17 protein-coding genes are annotated in these 20,199 nt (G+C 31.0%); 3 read left to right on the top strand and 14 right to left on the bottom strand.

Annotated elements, in window-relative coordinates:
* Window positions 1-841 precede the first annotated feature (841 nt).
* Entirely contained in the window at window positions 842-3,061 is a 2,220-nt protein-coding gene (locus tag AAC084_RS14325) for an FUSC family membrane protein (protein WP_339840902.1), read from the top strand.
* Window positions 3,062-3,737: 676 nt separating this feature from the next.
* On the top strand, window positions 3,738-4,580 hold the full coding sequence (locus AAC084_RS14320) for a universal stress protein (protein ID WP_339840901.1): 843 nt from the start codon (window positions 3,738-3,740) through the stop codon (window positions 4,578-4,580).
* Window positions 4,581-4,913: 333 nt separating this feature from the next.
* Here AAC084_RS14320 and AAC084_RS14315 read toward each other — a convergent pair whose 3' ends face one another.
* The 6 genes from AAC084_RS14315 to AAC084_RS14290 all read right to left on the bottom strand — a co-directional run bounded on the left by AAC084_RS14315 (window position 4,914) and on the right by AAC084_RS14290 (window position 11,230).
* Complete coding sequence (locus tag AAC084_RS14315) at window positions 4,914-6,152, bottom strand: acetylxylan esterase (protein WP_339840900.1); 1,239 nt, start codon at window positions 6,150-6,152, stop codon at window positions 4,914-4,916.
* A gap of 1,122 nt (window positions 6,153-7,274) precedes the next feature.
* On the bottom strand, window positions 7,275-7,877 hold the full coding sequence (locus AAC084_RS14310; protein ID WP_339840899.1) for a hypothetical protein: 603 nt from the start codon (window positions 7,875-7,877) through the stop codon (window positions 7,275-7,277).
* Between the two features lie 314 nt (window positions 7,878-8,191).
* Window positions 8,192-9,046, bottom strand: coding sequence for a hypothetical protein (locus AAC084_RS14305; RefSeq protein WP_339840898.1), 855 nt, complete (start codon window positions 9,044-9,046; stop codon window positions 8,192-8,194).
* Window positions 9,047-9,605: 559 nt separating this feature from the next.
* Window positions 9,606-9,905 carry a hypothetical protein gene (locus tag AAC084_RS14300; RefSeq protein WP_339840897.1) on the bottom strand — a complete coding sequence of 100 codons (300 nt, stop codon included), beginning with the start codon at window positions 9,903-9,905 and terminating at the stop codon, window positions 9,606-9,608.
* 78 nt (window positions 9,906-9,983) lie between these two features.
* Entirely contained in the window at window positions 9,984-10,262 is a 279-nt protein-coding gene (locus AAC084_RS14295; protein WP_339840896.1) for a hypothetical protein, read from the bottom strand.
* Window positions 10,263-10,393: 131 nt separating this feature from the next.
* The gene (locus tag AAC084_RS14290; RefSeq protein WP_339840895.1) at window positions 10,394-11,230 is read right to left on the bottom strand and encodes an SRPBCC family protein; all 837 of its coding nucleotides are present in this window, start codon (window positions 11,228-11,230) and stop codon (window positions 10,394-10,396) included.
* 93 nt (window positions 11,231-11,323) lie between these two features.
* Between AAC084_RS14290 and AAC084_RS14285 the strand changes: the two genes are divergently transcribed.
* Window positions 11,324-12,280, top strand: coding sequence for an AraC family transcriptional regulator ligand-binding domain-containing protein (locus AAC084_RS14285; RefSeq protein WP_339840894.1), 957 nt, complete (start codon window positions 11,324-11,326; stop codon window positions 12,278-12,280).
* Between the two features lie 210 nt (window positions 12,281-12,490).
* On the opposite strand, the gene AAC084_RS14280 is transcribed toward AAC084_RS14285, so the two are convergent.
* From AAC084_RS14280 to AAC084_RS14245, 8 genes are all read right to left on the bottom strand, one after another.
* A complete protein-coding gene (locus tag AAC084_RS14280; protein ID WP_339840893.1) occupies window positions 12,491-13,606 on the bottom strand; it encodes an alpha/beta fold hydrolase in 1,116 nt (371 codons plus the stop codon).
* 92 nt (window positions 13,607-13,698) lie between these two features.
* Window positions 13,699-14,547 (bottom strand): SDR family oxidoreductase, encoded by an 849-nt coding sequence (locus AAC084_RS14275; RefSeq protein WP_339840892.1) that lies wholly within the window; start codon window positions 14,545-14,547, stop codon window positions 13,699-13,701.
* Window positions 14,548-14,785: 238 nt separating this feature from the next.
* Window positions 14,786-15,997, bottom strand: coding sequence for an alpha/beta hydrolase-fold protein (locus AAC084_RS14270; protein WP_339840891.1), 1,212 nt, complete (start codon window positions 15,995-15,997; stop codon window positions 14,786-14,788).
* Between the two features lie 250 nt (window positions 15,998-16,247).
* Window positions 16,248-16,625 (bottom strand): hypothetical protein, encoded by a 378-nt coding sequence (locus AAC084_RS14265; protein WP_339840890.1) that lies wholly within the window; start codon window positions 16,623-16,625, stop codon window positions 16,248-16,250.
* Window positions 16,615-18,246: a CRTAC1 family protein gene (locus AAC084_RS14260; protein ID WP_339840889.1), complete on the bottom strand. Its 1,632-nt coding sequence runs from the start codon at window positions 18,244-18,246 to the stop codon at window positions 16,615-16,617. The genes AAC084_RS14265 and AAC084_RS14260 overlap by 11 nt, the downstream gene beginning before the upstream one ends.
* A 1-nt stretch (window position 18,247) precedes the next feature.
* Complete coding sequence (locus AAC084_RS14255) at window positions 18,248-18,895, bottom strand: DUF6796 family protein (protein WP_339840888.1); 648 nt, start codon at window positions 18,893-18,895, stop codon at window positions 18,248-18,250.
* A 153-nt stretch (window positions 18,896-19,048) separates the two neighbouring features.
* Window positions 19,049-19,618 (bottom strand): class I SAM-dependent methyltransferase, encoded by a 570-nt coding sequence (locus tag AAC084_RS14250; protein ID WP_339840887.1) that lies wholly within the window; start codon window positions 19,616-19,618, stop codon window positions 19,049-19,051.
* Window positions 19,619-19,660: 42 nt separating this feature from the next.
* On the bottom strand, window positions 19,661-20,164 hold the full coding sequence (locus tag AAC084_RS14245; protein WP_339840886.1) for a nuclear transport factor 2 family protein: 504 nt from the start codon (window positions 20,162-20,164) through the stop codon (window positions 19,661-19,663).
* Window positions 20,165-20,199 lie beyond the last annotated feature (35 nt).

The raw sequence follows: 20,199 nt of genomic DNA, 5'->3' as shown, positions 1-20,199 counted from the left end.
TAACTAAAGTTAAGCAAAAACAGTATTTTTATCAAGGACTTGTGCAACAGGCACATTGGTCATATAGAAACTCCTTTTTAATGGTAGATTCTCGTTTCTGATTTTCAATGAAACTTGCTATTTGTTTCTCCTTTTGAGAGTAAAATAGATATAGGGTAAGTGCCAATAAAGGAAGATATAGGCCAACTAACATTTTTAAAACTCTTTTCCACATATAAGCTCGATTGGAGTTTATTATTAATAATACGCTACACTGTGGGGGAACAAGTTTTTAACTTACGCTAAAATAAGAGAAATTCTTACAAACTTGATTGATTCATTCAATTATTTTTTGGATATAAATTATTCAATTTCTAAGAAATAATAAAAATTAATTTTTATTATTAAACAATAGTAACCAACTGAAATTAAATGGTTTATGTGAGTTTTTAATGTATTGGTGTTACATTATTCTCAAGCTATAAAACAGCTTAATAAATTAGTAGATTATAATTAATCGAGATTTAGGTTTTTATAGAATATAGGCTTCTTTAAAAACAGCCATTTTGCTTTTACGCCTATTTCGGTAAACTCAAAACCTGCGGCAGTTGCCGATGCTATTTCAAAATTGTTAGTGGCTCCAGAATAGCAAGAATGGGTGCCGATATTACAAAAGAGTATGCGAGTAAAATAATTAACATGAGCCTTATAATTCAAACTACATTAGGAATGTCTTTTAAAGATTCACCGTGTGGTGCAAAAGTTATGGATTGCAAAATTGCTTCTCAAATTTTCAATAAAAAATTCGTTACTAGATGGTTGTTATTGCCATAGTTTATCTTTGTATTTGATTCATTCAGTTTTGAGCAATATTCTACAACTTATCTTAAGAAGTTTTAAGGAACTAAAACAGTTTCTTAAAAGTGGTAATTTCTCAAAATCTATATTAATTGTAATAGCAATCACCATTCCTTTAGCAATAGGTTTGTGGCTAAACCATATTGAAATTGGGTTAGCACTTTGTTTTGGCGCCTTTTGGAGTTCGCCTAGTGATGTTAATGGTAGTCAAAAACATAAAGTTTTCGGTATATTATTTTCTGCGGCATTGGTTATGGTGGTCAGTTTTATTGGTGGGTATTTACATTATGAAACATGGCTTTCTCTTTTTATTTTAGGAATAGCAAGTTTTGCCATTGCTTTTCTTTCTACCTATGGTTTTAGAGCATCCCTAATTAGTTTCTCAGGGCTATTAGCGCTAGTTTTAAGTTTTGCACACAACCCAATTGAATTAGAAATTTATCAATATGCACTTTTAATTGGTGTTGGAGGTCTCTGGTATTTGCTGTTATCTACATTGTGGTACCGATTAAACCCAAAAGGACAGACGGAAGAAACTCTTTTTGCGACTATAGGTTTTACTTCAGAATTAATTGAAATTCGCGGAAAATTAATCGACAAAAAACAAGATAGAAGTAAATTACAATCAGACCTTTTTGTAATGCAAAGCGAATTGACCGAACAGCATGAAACTTTACGTGAAATTTTGATTCAATCTCGTAAGACTTCTGGTAAATCAGATTATAAGGGTAAACGACTACTCGTGTTAGTTCAACTGGTTGAAATGTTAGAAACAGCCATAGCTAACCCTATAAACTATGATAATCTTGATGTGCTTTTCGAAAAACATCCAGAGTTTATTGACGTATATCAAGATCTGACTTTTGAAATGGCACGTCAACTAAAAATTATTTCAGAGATAGGGAACAAACCAAAGAAACTACCTAAGAATAATTCGTTGATTTTGCGTTTTGAAAATGTACAAAACAAACTTTCAGCACTTATGATGGCCAAAGATTATGAGGGTTATATCATGTTTCAGAATCTTTTGGATTATCAAGAAAAACAATTCGAAAAGCTTAAACGAATAAAATGGTTATTGGGTAATCCTATTATAAAATCAGAGGAGTTTATCGATAACGAGGTTTCAAGGCGGTTTGTGATATCTCAAGATTATAATTACCGATTGTTGGTGCGCAACCTAAGTTTACGTTCTAATATTTTTAGGCATTCATTGCGCCTAGCGGTAACCTTAATGATTGGCTTTGCTTTAGGTAATATATTTTCGTTTCAAAACCCATATTGGATTCTATTGACGATTATAGTTATTATGCGGCCTAATTATGGTCTTACTAAAACACGCTCGAAAGATAGAATTATTGGAACCCTGATTGGAGGTGCAATAGCCACCGGATTAGTTTATTTAATTCAAGATGCATACGTATATGGTGCTTTGGCATTATTTTCACTGGTAATTGCCTTGTCTATGGTTCAAAGAAATTACAAGGCGTCAGCGACATTCATCACCTTAAGTATTATTTTTATTTACGCCATTTTACAACCTGATGTTTTATTGGTAATTCAATATCGAGTATTAGATACAGTGATTGGGGCAGGGTTATCGTATTTGGGTATTTTATGGCTGTGGCCTAGTTGGGGTTTTCTTGAAATTAAAAAGGATATTGCAAAAAGTGTAGATGCGAATAGGCACTATTTAAGTCATATCAAAGATTTTTATAATCGAAAAGGCAAAGTTCCGACCAGTTATAAGCTTACTCGTAAAAATGCTTTTGTTGAAACATCTAACTTGAGTACGGCATTTCAACGAATGACACAAGAACCACATTCGAAACAAAAAAACCTTAATAAGATTTATGAGTTGGTTGAATTGAACCATAATTTTCTGTCGTCGTTGGCATCATTAAGTACGTATATACAACATCAGTCAACTACAGATGCTTCAGAGAAGTTTAATGCCGTTATTTCTAAGATAGATGAAAACCTGTCAAGGGTGTTACAATCATTAAATAGTGACAAGTCTATAGATGAAAAACTTGAGCTAGAAGATGTTACTTCTTTTGAAAATCAGTTACCTAAACTTGAATCTAAAAGTATGAATTTGAATGAACATGAAAATACTGAAATGAAGCGCCACCGGCAAGAGGAACAATTAGTACGAGAACAATTACGCTGGTTATTCTCGTTGAGTTCAAACATGCTTAAGGTTACTTCAAATTTAAAATAAATGTGTAATTTTTGAAGGTTTATATTTAGGTAAGGTTGTGTATTCTCATGCGATCGGTTTAAAAATAAAATTTACACATAACAAAAGTATAATCACCTTTAGATTATGCTAAAAACATCATTTGTTATTTAGAATATTTGTGGTAGTGTATTCTTACTTATATTAGAAAACTAGTTCTTCTGTAGTTAAGTTGTAATTCTTGTCTTGGTCATATAGCTTTAAATAAACAACTAATCCAACTTTACGTTCTGGTCCATGTGCTATAATTTTATCAAATTAAGCTTTTATTATTGTACCAGCGCTATAAAAACCTAAATCGCATAAAGGGCCATGTGGGCCTTGATTTATAAGACCATTTTTATATTTATTGATTTGATTTTTAGAACCAACTATTGAAATAATCATAATTCCAATAATATACTTTCGAGTGATTTTATTTCAATATTCTTTTAGCGTTAAGTTTTCAGTTCCTTAGTATTATTCTTACCTGTAAAAAAATAGCAAATTTGTATATTCACCGTTATACACTGCTTGCTTTTAGCTATTGGGGACATATGTGTTGAGTAGCAGTAGTAATGATTATAAATTGTAATCAGTGAATAGAAGATCATGACTTATGTCATATTTAAGTAATATATATAGCCTTAAATTTCATTTCGTTAAAAAAATACTTAAGATGAAAAATATTCTTTATGCCACAGATTGTTCAAAGCATGACACTCATACGCTTCAATATGCATTAATGTTGAGTGATGTTCTAAAAGCGAATCTTACGGTTTTACACATATTTAGTCTTCCTCCAATTGTGGTTAAGACCATACGCCCCAAGAAGTTTCTAAGTGAGCATGCGTACGATGAACAATTACTTGTTTTAAAGAATTACTGCTCTAATAACTTAAAAGATATAGAGACAGATGTGGTTATTAAATATGAAGTAAAAGAAGATGATTCAGTCACTGATGGAATTTTGTCAGAAGCAGCAATTCTTTCTCCAGATTTATTGATTCTTGGAATGAAAGACGAACATACATCACGTGGGTCTTTTACTGGTAGTATAGCGAAAGCACTTATCGAGAAAGCCGCCGCACCACTTTTTATAGTACCAAGTAAAAAAGCATTTCAAAATATTAAGACATTGGTTTATGCTACTGACTTTGAAGAGACCGATTTTTTGGCCATTAAAAAACTGGTGGATATTGCCAAGCCTTTTGATGCTGTTATAAAAGTCGTACATATTACCAACAAAGATGAATATGCAGTAAACGATAAGATGGCATGGTTTAAAGAGATGTTATTTGAAAAAACAAGTTACAGGAATATTACATTTGATATTAATGTTAATAATAACATATATGAAGGCTTACGAGGTTATATTAATGAAGTAGATGCCGATATGATTGCCCTATTAGAACGAGAACAAAATGGTTTTCTGAAAAAGCTGTTCCATAAAGATTTGATTAAGAAAATGGAATCTAAAATAGAAATACCAATGCTCAGTCTAAAAGCAACTGCACTTTAGAAATTACCTTACGATATTCTGTCAAGAAAGAGCTAAAAGAGAAATTAGATTAATCCTTAACATTCTAAAATGTTAAGGATTAATCAATAATCTGTATATTTTAATTCTGAATGATTTGATGGGTTCGCTTTGCGCAATGTGCGTGATGTTAAACATTAATAATACAATATTGGTCTGGCATGTATTTGGATTATTTTTTTAATTTTTCACTTTAGTTAATTGCCATTATTTTTAGATTCTCCTTTTTTGAAATATTAAATTCTTTAAAACCAAGATTTAAAAATGAAAGGCTATCGTCGATTATGTAAGTATTTATTTAAGATTTTTGATTGATTATTTAAAATAGTCATTTGCAAATTTTATATACTGTTGCCAGTCATAAGGAGTCATATTATGCTTTCCGATACGATTGTGAAAGCCCATTGTTGGACGGATGATTTGTTTGTTTACATCAGGTAGCTCTGAAGGTAAATTTGTTTCAATACCATATAAATTGAATACTGGCTGAGCTTCAACCAAAGAAAGATACTGACCTTTTGGATCGGCCCACAAATCTTCGGCTGCACTACCTACATAGACAGCGCGTGGTGCCATTAATGCTAAAAGCATATGTTGGTCAATTGGGAGCTTATCTTCATTATTACCATATTGTTGATAATTAGAGCAAAACCAGTAAGGGAAATTCTGATAAATTATATCTATGGTCTCTCCAAAATTTCTTCTAGAAATTGCAGCACCTGAATTTCCCGAGTCGTTTGAAATAGCAATTGCTACCCTCTTATCTTGGGCGGCACACCACAACGATGATTTTCCTCCTCGTGAATGTCCAACCACTATAATTTTTTTGGCATCCACAAATCTATATGTTTCAAAATAATCAATTGCTCGGCTTGCTCCCCAGCCCCAAGCTCCTAATGCACCCATCCCATTATTCATTTCTAATTGCTCGGGATAAAGTTTCAATACACCTTCGGTAAATTTCTCATTGTTATCAGGAGCTACGTCAATAACATCAAAGCCGGCAATACCATATCCTGCATTTATTACCACTTCTGCTGGCCAAAATCCATCTTTGTTTTCTCTGGTTACATCCATTGTCCGTATTCCTCTGTGGTTAATAACAAGAAAAGTGGGTACGGGCTTTTTAGTCTTATTTGGAGTAAACACAATTAAATTGATTGTAATTGATTTTTTATTTTTAATTACGGTGATTTCAACTTCTCTTAAAGTTGCTTTACCATCCATTGCTTTTTTATCTCTATTTTTCAATTTAAACTTGATCCTTTTGAAATCTTTTGGGACCTGGCCATATATATTGTCCTCAAAAAATTTAAGTATCTCTGGGCGTCGTACTTTTTCCCAATCTTCAATCGTGCTAATTTTTACACTGTCTTGAGATAGCAGAAGTTCTGGTAGTTTGTAGGGTTTAATTTTTGATTCATCGTAATTATAATCGATTTCTTCTTGTGCATTTACATGAATAATACAGAATATTATAACCCAAGAAGTAATTAAGGTCTTTAAAAACTGATGGTAAATTTTTAGTGTTATAACTTTCTCTAAATATGTCATTGTTGTGTTTATGGTAGTTAGGTAGGTCTGGAAGCTTTTCGATTCATTCTGCGTATTACTAGAGCTTTTGTTCTATAAGTATTTCTGTCTTTTTATTGCCAAATCAAAACGATTTAGCGAACGTGTTAAATAATTTCAAGCCATTAAATTTATTACGTTATGCATTATTTTTAATTGCCAATGTTATAAGTAGTTATTATTTAATATCGTTTTTTAATCGTTAAAGGGTATGCACTATAAAATATTCCTCATTATTTTGGCGAGTTTATTAAGTTAAAATATTTTAATTTGATAAAATAATTAAATAGTTTGTACTTTAACTTTGTATAGGATATACAACTATGTGGTTTCGGTATGTGCACCTTGTACTTATGAACAGAATATTGACTCACAAATTGATATTTTTGAAAATAGAATAGATATTTTAAGATGGTTTATTCCAATAAGTGCACAAGTGAATATAAAAAATTACTTAGGTAAGTATCCCTTTTCAATCCAATAAAAAATTAATTAATTAATAAAAACTATTATGGCAAAAAGTCAAGACTCAAAGAAGAATGTGAAAAAAGCACCTGTAAAAACGGCAAAGGAAAAAAAAGAAGAAAAGAGATTGAAAAAGTTAAAATAATAAAGAAGTTATCTTTTTAGGTATGAGCTACCTATTGAAACCAAAGTTTGTTAAAACCAGGCTAATATTTATCCGCTAGAGGTTATTACTTTGATAGTTACTTAGGTAAATAATGGTATTATATCTATGCTAGATGACCAGTCTCAACACTATAATAGGCTAATCTACCTCTCACATCATTATCATGGTTCTTTATCAGTAAATAATGCGATATATAATCTGTCTAAATTACTAAAGATATCTTTTAGTTGAGAGGTTGTTGAGTTCAGAAGTAAATGTTGCATTTTCAATTTCTGCTAAGGAAATTTTTCGATTGAGATATAGTACCTAAGGTTGTAATAGACATAGGCGGTATCAACATGTTTGTGTAAGGTTGGTTAGCCCGTTAAGCAGTTAGTTTTGTAACAGAAGATTGAGTCTTATAATAATCTGAAAGATTTTCTGAGTAACTATGGCTTACGTAATTAAGCATACAAATTGAAAGCTACTGTATTTTATTTTGTTTCTTTTTTTATGATTTTCATCTCAATAAGGCATGATGAATCTTTATATATATCAGATAGAATTATGATACAATACCCCTCTAAATCAATACTTAAATTGCCTTTGATTTCAGAACTATAAAAGCTGAAATCTTTTACAATATTTTTTACTTTGGCTTTTAAGGAATAATGAACATCATCAAAATAGCTCGCATTGCCATCTTCAGAAGGTGGTGCATTAGTTCCCCATTCGTGTTCATAATCTGTTATTTCTATTTCTACTGAATTGTCTTTATTACCTATTTTGGAATTTCCCTTATTTGAAAGGGCAAATGTTTTATCAAATTCCGCTTGTTCTATGATTAGATATCTGTTGCCGTTTTCTATCGCAAAAGTTAGAAAGTAATTCTTATATATTTTAGTATAATATTCTTTTGTTGACTTATCAATATAAAATTCTGCAATTGACTTACCATTATCATCAACTCTAAGATATAAGTCTCCAATAAGGTGAACTGCTGATTTCTCATCATAGACTTGAAATAGTGTACTTATATTTAAATCATCATATTTTATATTACTGACAGACCCTTCTTCTAATTGTATTTTTTTCATGATTTTTTGTGCATGAATAGTATGGGATATAAAAATTATTGTTACTAAAAGTGCTAATTTTCTCATTCTAGACGTATTGAAGCTAAGGTTCAGGCTATGATTATTACGGTAAGTAAATCTGAAGGATATCCTGTCTCTCACCAAGCGAAATCTTTTGATTTTTCCTTCTTTTTATTAAAGTAAAATTCCATCCCTGCAGCTATCGTTTTTGCCACTTTATAAATATACACAGACCTTGGTTTAAAATTAATAAGCCCGCTATAATTAAAAGCATTGTTTTCTTTTGTTATCCAGCAATAATTTTCACAGCGTTGTTATTCTTTTAAAGAATCCGTTCTCTTGAATTCAATACTTTTCATTTTTAGATATTCCCAAACCTCTGTTGTATTCCATGTATTAGATAAATCCTTAAAATCTTTTTGGGATAGGCAATATGTAAGAAACCCATCGATGCTCGTTTCGGAAATGTCTAAATTTTCTGAGATTGTTTTCTTTGAGAACTTAGCAATGATTTCTTTTTCCATTGCCATATTTTCATCACGCGAAAGCCTCTCTTCTAATGACTTTGTTCTTCCAGAAGCACGGTTCATGATTTTATGCGTGTTGATAACTACAGTTAAAGTGGCATAACCAAGAATCTCAACTATTTTCCCATAATCTTCAATAGTTTTGAGTCTTATATATTTTCCTCGATCAGCTTCTAAGAGTAGCCGTTCACTTTGAGTCATTTTTTCGAGATTTGCATTGGGCAAACCCAAAGAGGAAGAGGTGACATCTGGTTTAATAGCTAGTCTCTCAAGGTCAAGGTCTATATTTCCTGTTAGATTGTATGGGGTAACGGTAACTTCATTTAAATCTATAACGTTTTCAATGAGGTTTATAATAAGTAAATTTTCGTTGAAGATTCTGTCAGTTATAATAATTTCTTTTCTAAGGTATTGTACAGCGGTAAATCGAAGTGAATCCCTTAATTTAACTTCAATAGAGAAGAGCCCTAAAGAATCAGTAATGGTTGATTTTTTAGAATTGAGGTTAATAATTAATATATTGGAAACATCATTTTTTAAGCTTTTAACGCTGCCCTTTAGTAACGTTTTATTTTCTTGACTAAATCCTAGAATAGGGGCCAAGGCAATCAATAATAGTAAAAACCTTAAATATTTCTGCAATAGTTGTTTTTTGAATTATGATGAAATGTTTTTAATTTAAATAAGTGATAACGGCTAAGCAAAACCCCATACCTGTAGCTATCATGATTGTTACTTTATAAATATACATACACCTTTACTTAAAAACCAAAGGGTATTAATTATAGTCAATGTCATTAGTACTTTTCCGCCCGAGTTAGTTTTATAGAAAAATAGGTGCGTTTATCAACACAGCAGCTACGTTTGAGTAATGTACACCTGCACAAACTAGCTCAGACATCTGTCTTTTAATTTAAATCTGAATTGAAACCACCAGCTAAGTATTATGAATACAAATGCTCTTAAGGTTGCCTATTTCAAGCTCAAACTTATTTGTTATTGCTTTAAGTTCTATGAAAATTCCAACAAGTTTTAAAATGGTATTCAATATCAAAATTTAATCTATATTATGATAAACCAGATGAAAATTAGCCAAATGATATCGGTTTAAAAATTTGGCTACTTCCCAAAATTAACGAACATTCGTGTTAGCGGTTACCAAATTTGAACTATAATCAGAACAATAAAATACGCTTGTTAACTATTTTTTAGGATAGAAAAATAAAGTTGTTTTTACTGGTAATTCTATCAGGTCAGGAAAGTTATCCAACATTACGATAATTTTGAAATACTCGAAATAATCTGCTATTCCTACAATTATTGGTATGGGACATATATCTGTTATTGGGGAAATCAGTTTGTGTAGTAAATATGCCAAAAGCAAACAGTAAGTCAGTCCAAAAAGTAGCGGATAATTCATACCCACGGGTATCTGGGTAGTTAGATAAGTCTCACGACCAATTTCTTTGAACAAGTTGAATGCTAACACAATAAGTTTCATTGACGGTACGCCATATTCGAGATCCGTACAAACGTCTGAAGTTTGATTCTCAGTAAATATTTAATATAATTAGAAAAATCATTTTTGTTTTCCAATTTTATTACTCCACAATCCTAAGGCAACGGTATAAGCAACAGCAAATATACCGCCCAAATAAATATAGTCTTTTAGCATTGTATCTAATCCGTTTTTATATAAATACAAACCAATGGTAAAACACAAAACCGAAATTCCATAAGCAATATTTGCTTTTTTAGATATTCCAAAAGGACTAATAACCTTTACATTCCAAATGGCCATTGATAAGTGAAATAAACTGCCTAACAGGAAGACCCCAATCATAAAATCTATAAACATAGTTCAACTTTAAATTTACAGTAATTTAAATTTTTTTATTATTTGTACGTTTTCAATCAAGCTATTGTTCCTTAATTTTTGTTATTAATTGGAATGCGAGTAAATTTTATCGACGTTCTTATTTTGTGCTTTTACTTGTTTTGTTTTTCCAAAGATGACTGCCAATTGTCCATGATTTCTATACACACTTTACTGAATTTAAACTTCAATAATGGATGTAGTATTAGGTTGTGAAATTTTTTCATGTATTCAAATTCAAATATCATTGTAATTTCTGATCTTCTAATATCTATTTCATCAACTTTCCAAGTGCCTTTTAAATATTTGAAAGGATATGGATAATCTGGAGCTTTGGTGTCAATTAGAAAGGAATATTGTTTTTCATTCTCCCATATCGTGCAAGTTTCAGACCAACTGTCTTTACCGTGAGAACATGTTCGAACCATTCCTTTTCCTTCCCCTGAAATTATTTTTACATTATCAATGTTCGAGGCAACTTTATGGTAATTTTCGATATCCGAAATAGTGTCCCAAACTTCTTTTTTAGCAGCGTCAACCTCTCTTTTGAATGTCATAAATTTAATATTCGTACTATTTTTTGAATCTATTCTTGCTAAACCAATGGATTGATATATTATAAAAAATAGTATGGGAATTAAAAATAACCCAATAAGCAAGTAACCTGTGTCTGAAATATCAAAAGGTCTTGTTATAAGCACAAATATACTTGCGGATACAAATAATGTGTCTTGAACGATAATCCATAAGATGGATAAAGCTCTTTGTTTTTTTATTTCTAAAAACATAGTTAAAGAGAAAAAGGTAATTACTCCGCCAACTATTAAGAATGGTATATTATTATTTAATTCAAAAATGCTCATCAATTGTTTATGAAAAACTAAAGTTCCTACACCAGATATAAAGGTTGAAATGGCATTTAACTTTGTAGCTCTTTTAGATATACTCATACTGTTTTTTTAATTTCATCATTTAATTTCTCAAAAATAAAGTCATTAATATTTATTTTATTGATATTTTACGCCAAAATTTATTTTAGAGAAATGAAAATTTTAGCACCACATATTGCCAACCTATTTTTTTATGGGGCTTGTCAAGGTATTGATGAGTTGACTTTAAGACAACATTTGTTTGATGACCAATTAAATGTATGTGATTCAAATAATTGGGTTAGTGACAAAGAATATTTAGAGGTATTAGGTGTGCTTGTAAATAAAGTAAATAATCAATATTTCGGATTGTACTATGGCAGTTATCTAAATATAAAGGCATTAGGACTTATCGCAGAAATATCCTTAAATGCTTCAAGTTTAGAACAAGCAATTATACTACTGCAAAAATATCTTGATTCAACTTTTCCTTTTGTATCTCTTATTCTCGAACGAAATTCAGAACACTGTATATTACGTTTGAAATGTACTTTGGAAGATAAGTTATTAAAAAATCACATTTTAGATACTGTCTTTTATTTTATCTATCGAGAACTTAAATTGATGCTGGCTGACGAATATTATCCTACTCTCCAATTACCATATTCCAATGTTGATGAATACACCAAATTGTTAAACGCAACTATAATAAAAGGGAATTCACATTCGATAATATTAAGTAATAAAGTTTTAGATATAGAAATTAACAGAAAGCGAATAAACGAGATAGAATATTTACTCCCTAAATTTCTAATTATGCTTGATAAAAAAAAGGATGGTTACAAAAGTTTTTCTCTACAAGTAAGGAATATGATTTTGAATATGTGCTGTCCTGAATTGCCAGTATTTCAACAGCTTTCAAAACAATTTGCATTAAGCGATAGAACTATTCAAAGGAAACTTACAAAAGAAGGGCAATCATTTAGGGAAATTTCAGATGAAATTAAAAGAGAGCTTTCCAATTATTTAATAAAAGGAAAACGAATTAAAACCCAAGATATCGCATATATTCTAGGGTATTCAGAACCTAGCGCATACTTGCATGCAGTTAAAAGGTGGGATAGTGCATAATGTAATTTAGGTGGTTCTTGTATTGTGCAAAACGTTCTTGTTTATGATTAATTACGTGTTTTAAGCATTGTAGCTAGTAAATAAATTACAGATAGAAAGTCCGCGCCCCGATAGTTATCCGGATTCGTAAGTAGGCTATAACAAGCAATTAATTTCGCAAGGTGTTGTACCTTGTTATTCTTGTTTTATTTCCAATAACACTTTTTTTCCTTATTCATTTTCTGGATTTAATTCAATTGATTTCTCATACATTTCAATTGCTTCTGCTTTCTTATTTGATTTCAATAAAGCTTCGCCATAACTATCATATGCATTCCAACTATCTGGAAATAGCATTGTATTTAATTTAAAAACTTCTAAAGCCTTTTCTAATTCTTCATTTCTCATAAATGTATATCCCCATTCATTCAAATCATTTTCTGAATGCAAATTTTCCATTTCTGTCTTTTTGGCTTCAATAGATAATTCAATGGCATTATCTAACACCTTTTTTAACAGCACATTTTGTTGGTTTTCATCCAGTGTTTCTGAGTACGCTTTAATAATTGTATTAATGATTAGACCAGGATTATCTTTAAATATATAATGACCACTTCCGTCTGCAATAAGTTCAACTCGATTAGATTCGGCATCCACAAAATCTTTATGAACTTTATTTATTAGTGCCCAATACTCGTCAGGATAACCTCTATTAATTGGCGAAATAATATCTATTACAGGAACATTCGACGGAAAATCAATTGTACGTAATACTTTAACAGTTTCAGGATAGTTTTTTACAAGATAATAGATACCTAGTGTTTCAGGAGTTTTAGGAGGGGTTTCTTCATCAGCCATTATTTTCAATACGTCATCAGTATAAACTCCTACTAAATTTGCATCAATACGTACAACATATTTTACTTTGTCAGGATGACGTGATGCATAAAGCGTTGTGTAAAATCCGCCGTAAGAATGGGGCACTAGAATAATTTCATTGTTAAAACCTAGCTTTGAAAGTCCTGTCTCTAGTTCTTTAATACCATTTAATATTCCAAAATCCGATTCATTTTTTAGATTTGGATTTACTTCACTTTTTCCAAATCCAGACCGGTCATAAGTAATTAATGTTGTACCCGTAACTTTATGTATTTTTTCTAATATGTTGTCCCATATAGAACCATCATTACCTGCACCAGCATCAAAAAGAATTGGAATACCTTTTCCTTTCATTATTTTGAAATGCATTTTATAACCCCCAATATCTACAAGAGTATCTAGGGTTTGAGAATGCATTGAGAACGATAAAAAGAAAAGTATTAAAAATTTAAGATAGAAGTGTCTCATTTGGTATGTAGTTTATAGTTTAATTGTACATAGCGATTAGCTATATGCAATGTCGCAAAGGGCATTTTGTATAGGTATTATTCGGCATTGTTTTATTTATCTTTAAATGCGCTCATTATCTCCAAGGTAGATTTATGAGGTCTACCAGCAGCTTTTTCAAAATCAGAGGGAACATTATTTACACCAATTTTAATTCCATTGTAAATACCCGCAATAACGGTTCCTATGAAATCACCCAATGCTGCCTTTCTTTCCTTCTCGTAAGCTTCTACCGATACTGGGTTATATGTCAGATTGGTATTAAACACTTGATTGATAAATTCGGTTAATTCGGTCTGCGTTATTGGAGTGCCTACTAAATTGTATGTCTGCCCGTTATGTATGTCGTTCAATAACATTTTTGCATAAGCAAAACCTAATTCTTCTCTGCTGGTATAACCACATTTTCCATCACCTGCACAGTTTCTAATCTCACCTTCTTTTATATAAGTGTCTATATACTCAAGGTCAGGTTCAATGTAAATTCCATTTCTTCCAATTACCCAATTCAACCCTGATTCTTGCACATCTTTTTCAGTCTGACGATTGCTTCTTACGATTGGGCTAAATGCAGTTTCTTCTTCGTTACCAACAATGCTCGTGTAGACTATTTTCTTTACGCCATTCTGCTTGGCAGCTTCAATTACGTTTCTATGTTGTTGAATTCTATTTTCGGGACTATCCATTCCTGAAATCAATAGAACTGAATCAATTCCATTTAAAGCTGTATTAAAATCTTCGCGGCTATTATTATCTCCTTTTCTAACTTCAATACCTAAATGAGAAGCCTTTTCAGGGGTCCTTACAATCCCAATCACATTCTCTTTACCAATGATACTTTTTAATTCATTTACAATGGAAGAACCCAACTGTCCATTTGCTGCTGTAACTGCAATTTTCATATTCTGGTTTTAATGTTCGTTAAGGTAGATAGTTTACACCATATTTTGACTTAACCTTATTGATACTTGTTTATTTCTGATATTATTTCTATTTAAGAATCCTAAAAATACGTTTCTAAAAAACACCTTCCAAACGCCCTTTTCCATATCCTCAATAGCTACATATTTACCTTTGAGTGCTACAGTTAGATATAACCAATAATCGGTCTACCATTAGACAAATCCGTTTTAGTAAATTTTATTTATCTCTACTTGCTTGGACTAATTTTTTAAGATTTTCTTGAGCGATTATATTATCAGGTTTTAGTTCCAAAGATTTTTCATAATTCAGTTTTGCCTTTTCTAACTGTCCATATGTGCTTTCTGCGATAGCCAGAGAATAATATGCGTGATAGGAGTTTGGATAGTTTGTAACGTTTAATTCAAAATAAGAAATAGCTTTTTCTATCTCGTTAGTGCTCTCTAAAAAGTAATTACCTAAGATATCAATTACTCTTTCCTCGGGTCGCAGTTTCATTCCTAGAGTTTGTGAAATATTATTGAAATGCTTTTGAATTTCATTTGCAGAAGCTCCGAGCATACCATTCATTTTATAATTTTCAAATATGAATTGAAGACCTTTATAAATAGAAGGTAAAGGAATAGTACCGTGATCTTCATTTTCAAAGATTTCATATTTTACTTTGGAAGCAATATTTAGTTTGGATTTAATGGCTTTGTAAAATTTTTCTTGATTAACCCTCATCGCTGTGGTGTCTATAATTGAATTGGAATTATTGGCACCTGAGATGTACATTTTCTTGGTAGAATCTTCTTCTTGATTGAATTCTGAGGATTGAACAAATTTTGTTAGCAGTCCATCATCCCACCATAAACTTGGGTCGATTGCAATATAGCCATCAAATAATGAACCGTCTGAAATATAATCGGAGGCTACAATGAGACCACCAAGTGAGTGTCCTGTCAGGATTTTAAATGGCGCTGTACGGTAGTCTTTACGTATTTTTGGAAGTAATTCGTATTCAACGAAACTTAAAAATTTATTTGAGTTTCCACTAACTTTAAATGCATCTACAAAAACCCCCTCCGGATTAATTGTTGAATTTGTAGGGGTATAGTCTGAAATCCTATTCTCACTTTTAATGCCAACAATAATAAATTCAGGAATTAATTTGCTGTCCAATCGATTACTCATGAAATTTAATATGCCAGTAGCAAGTTCAAAGTGTTCTTGTGCGTCAAGAAGAAATAACAGAGGATAATTTTTAGGAGCGTAAATAGTATCATTGTAAGATTTTGGCAAATGAATTAAAATAGTTCTTTCCTGATTTAGAGTGTCAGAAAACATTGTAACTTCTTTGCCAATTACTATGTCCTTATTCTTTTGGCTAAATCCTGTATTTAAAACCAATAGAAAAAATAGAAATAGACCTATATTTTTAAAATTCAAGTTATCTTAAATTAAGTTTTGTATAATGTTTGCCGACGTGTTTGTGTATGGCAAGTAGGGCAGGAAAGAAAACTTTTCGTTTCGGACTACGCACGAAGCTAAAGCTAATTGCTTAGTTTTATTTTTTTCATTTTAAAACCAATTTTATTTCACATTTCCCTATTGGGTAATCTAAAAAGATTTGGCGGACTTTACAAATAGGTATAAATTTTAGTTGAAGTATCAAAACGCGTACTAATCATAGCTGTTGTTAGGCATTCGTCATTTTAATATTAATCCATTTTAAAACAACTAAAGTCAAAAATATTAAAAAAGATATATAGCACATGGGTATGCCGTTACTGGTTTTAGGGCAATCTGTAATACCAATTAATTGAGATATAGTGCCATAAGTTGCAATTGTTAAAGCGATGCCTGTTCCTGTAAAATATATTTTGTTACTTAAATTAAATATATGCGCTATTAGCGGAATAATTAAACATGCCATTATAATATAACAAGCAGGTATGCCTAAAATTTGTGGGCATACCTGTTGTAGTATGTACTCGTCATATACTAACCCGCCTGCTCCATAGATTCCAAAACTGAAAACAAGCGTAATGAGTAAATTAATTAACTTACTCAACATCTGTGATTGTTTCTTCTACTATAGTTTCAGGTACAAGAGTTGTTGTGTTAATTTTAAAATCTTCTAAATTTTGCGTTTCACCATTTATATATTTTACTTGGATGCTTTTAATTTGCTCTTTTCCTAAGCCAAAATGTACACCTGCTGTTTGATCAGAAACTAATCCTTCTCCTATGATATAATCCTCTGTAAGGGTCTGCCCTGAGTTGGTAGTTAATATAACTTTTGCTCCAATGTTCTTTGCATTTTCTGCAAATCGTAATTTAATATAATTGTTTTCACCACCATTATTCAGAAATATTTTTGTGGGTGACGCTATATTTACCCAAACTAAATCTAGATACCCATCTTGATTAAAATCACTGACTAGCGGTGTAATTCCAAAGTTTTTGTTTACAACACCACTCTTACTTTCTGTAGCTACAAAAGTATGGTCAGCTTTCTGCGTTAGAAAACGACCAGGTAATTTAAATAGTTTATGTGGCGGAAATTCTACGTAATTTTCAGCAACAATGAGTTCTTGCAGACCATCGTTATTCATATCAGCCATTGCTGCTCCCCAAGAAAATTCATAATCGCTTACCTCAATTTTTTTGGCTACATTTTCAAAAATAAAGTTTCCTTTATTTTCAAAGAATATCCAATCAGAATCAAATTCACTTTCATGTACACTACCTCTTGCTAAAAAATGAGGAGCTGTTGAGCCGGTATTAGAGAACATAAAATCAACATTGCCGTCATTATTATAATCCCCTACCGCAATTCCCATAGGATAGCCGTATTTGTCTGTTGTTGGGTTAGGTTTCATAGTAAAAGTGGTGTCACCATTATTCTTGTACGTTCTTACTTCACCAGTATCATGAGCAACAATCAAATCAAGCCAAGAATCATTATCAATATCTACAAAAATCCCCATAAAGGTATTGTGTTGGTATGTTAAGCCAGATTCTTGTGTAATGTCTTTAAACGTGTTGTCTCCATTATTCAATAATAATTGGCTTATTGGGCCATATGTTTTACTGAAGTTATTTTGGCCTACCATTTGTTTTTTACGGATATAGTTCGAGATAAAAATATCAATATTACCATCTTTGTTCACATCTCCTAATGCAAACCCAAGAGGAGAAGCATTATCTGCTAAAGGGTAGTCTACCTTTTTAGGGGTAAATTTTCCGTCATTGTTATAATATATTGTAATACCATCTTCACGAGAAACTATTAAGTCTGAGAAGCCATTATTGTCAAAATCAGCAGAAGCTGAGCCTAAGGTTGTAAGGTTTTCTTTTTCTTGAAGATTAACACTTTTTGAAATGGAAGTAAAAGAACCTTCTTTGAATTTGAAAAGTTCATCATGTTGATTATACCCACCTCCTAAAAACAATTCATCTACTCCGTCATTATCAATATCTATCAAAGCAGAAGCTATTACAGGAAGAGACTCTTCTCCATTATGTTGTTGCGTAAACTCAATAGAGGCTTCACTAAATGTGGGAATTAAATTATTATCAATCTCATTACTATAAGGGTTATTGCCGTCCATTCCAAAACGAAAGAGAACGATTAATACGATTAATAGAACTAGCGCTAAAACACTAAAAAAGATATACTTTAAAATTTTCATATTAATTGATTTGCTTTTTAAGTTGAAATAATAGAATACTGAAGAAAATAAAATGAGTTACGTTCATAGCTATAGGCGCAATATGAATACCTAAAGGCTTGAACCAGACTAAAGAAGAAATTATAATAATCAAGAGTATTATAGGGTTAAAGATAGCCAGCCATTTAGGCAAACCTTGTTTATTTTTCATAATCAGTAACACATATACCACAGATAAAAGAGCAATTATTACTCTTAAAGCCCAGACTAAAATCTGGTAATGATCTTCATAAGATTGAAGGTAAAAGGCATAGTTAGCTGTATCTTGACTTCGCTGTAATACTTCAGCTCCAAAATATCTAGAGGATATCCAAATACCACCAATAAAAAATGCTAAAACACCTAATATCATAAGCATGTTAGCTAAGGTTTCATTAGATTTTTTGAAAAACTCACGAACCCCGTAATAACCAGTAAAATACAATGGAGCTCCAAATACTGCAAAAAAATGCCCTATGCTAGCTCGCTTTAAAGGCACATGCTCTAACATACTTATTTCACCACTTGGACCTTCAGGTAGAAAGTGCAATAAATACTCGCCGATACCAACGAGTACAGAACCTAATAGACCAAGTAAGATTAGAATTCTAATATTTCTTTTGTTATTCATAATTAACTTAATAATGATGTCTAACGGTCTAATATATGCTTTGTTGCATGTTTAAACACCTAATTTTACAAATAGGAAAAAAATAGAAAATCTGATAGGATTTTTGTTAGTAGGCTAGAATTAATAATAAATTAAATACACTGTTGTGATGCGTTATTTTTTTCGTGCAAGCAATAAAAGAGAATCGTTGTCATCAAATTCTTTATATTCTTCGATTGATAAAATTTCAAAATATTTGTGATATGCTTCTGTAAGAGTTGATGCACTATGATAATTAACAAAAAGACCTTTGAAAATTTCAAAACCTTCACCTTTCCAAAAAGAATGACAAATTATTCCGTTTGAATTTAGAATTTTGTTTTGCCTTTTAACAGAATCAACCAATTCGTCATCATTTAAATGATGCAACACTTTGTTTGAATAAATTCCATCAAATTTCATATCAGTTTTTAAAGAAGTCGCATCTAGTTCAATGAACTTTCCATTAGGATTTTTACTTATCAAATGATTCAGAAATTCATTAGAATTATCAGAACCGGTTACATCATAAAACTTATGCAATATTTTCCAATCAGTTCCAGGTCCAGAACCAATTTCAAGTAGTGTTGATTTTGAAGGCAAAATCTGTTTAAGTTTTTCAATTAAAAGTTTTCCATTAACATCTTTTGCCAATTTAATGTATTCTTCAACCGATTCTTTTGTTTTATAATAGTCTCCTTTCATATGTGTGTTTCTAATGTATTACAACGGTGTTGGCAATAGTATTTAATTTTTTGTTTTCTCAATTGAACTGGCGTGGTCTTTAATAATATACCAGTTATTGTTTATTCTTTCTAAAGTATATGTGACAATTAGTCTATTAAAATATGGTTTTCCATTTCTTTCAGGTTCTTTATATAAAAATTCTGTTGTAGCCACACCAATTCTATCGCCAATATCAGTACTTAATATTTTTGTATTAACTGTCCAATTAGGTACGTCAAACCATTCTTGATGAAATTTCATAAATCCATCAACAGAATATACAATTTCAGAACCTGGTTGAATTAATTCCATATTTCCTTTTGGAGACATTGTAGATTTTAAAGTAATAAAATCTTTATTTTTTACAGCACTTAGATGTTTTAAGATTACGGAACTAAATAATTCTTCATTCTTTATTTTTGAAATTTCATATTGTTGATCATCTTTTTGTCTTATGTCACAAGAACTGAATCCTATTATTAACAGGCTTAGAAATATCAATTTATAATTTATATTATTTTTCATTTAAATAATTCTTAAAGTTTCATCATCGTTTCATC

It is taken from the genome of uncultured Maribacter sp. (assembly GCF_963977385.1).
Lineage (GTDB): Bacteria > Bacteroidota > Bacteroidia > Flavobacteriales > Flavobacteriaceae > Maribacter.
This window is presented reverse-complemented; position numbering and strand designations above follow the sequence as displayed.